Below are 269 nucleotides of genomic sequence, written 5' to 3'. Positions count from 1 at the left end.
TCATTTTTCCTATTGAACAAATACCAGAAATGAGTCGCGGTAAAGGTGTTCGTTTACAACGGTATAAAGAGGGGGGTGTTGTAGATGCAAAAACTTTTAATTTATCAGAGGGATTAAGTTGGCAAGATACAGCTGAACGTAGCTTTAATCGCCAGGCTCATGACCTCATTGAATGGATGGGAACGCGTGCTGGGGTAGGGCGTATGGTTCCCAAAGGTTTTCCAAAATCAGGAAAATTTATCAATTAAGTTGTATTGTATATTTAATTC

At 39.0% G+C, this 269-nt stretch carries 1 pseudogene; it reads left to right on the top strand.

The features are described from left to right. Window positions 1–248, top strand: a pseudogene (locus ACFIK8_RS10485) (DNA topoisomerase IV subunit A); the annotation flags it as partial. Between the last annotated feature and the right edge of the window lie 21 nt (window positions 249–269).

It is taken from the genome of Bartonella sp. MR168JLCBS, assembly GCF_042194175.1.
The sequence above is the reverse complement of the archived record's forward strand: the minus strand, read 5'-3'. Positions and strand labels throughout refer to the sequence as shown.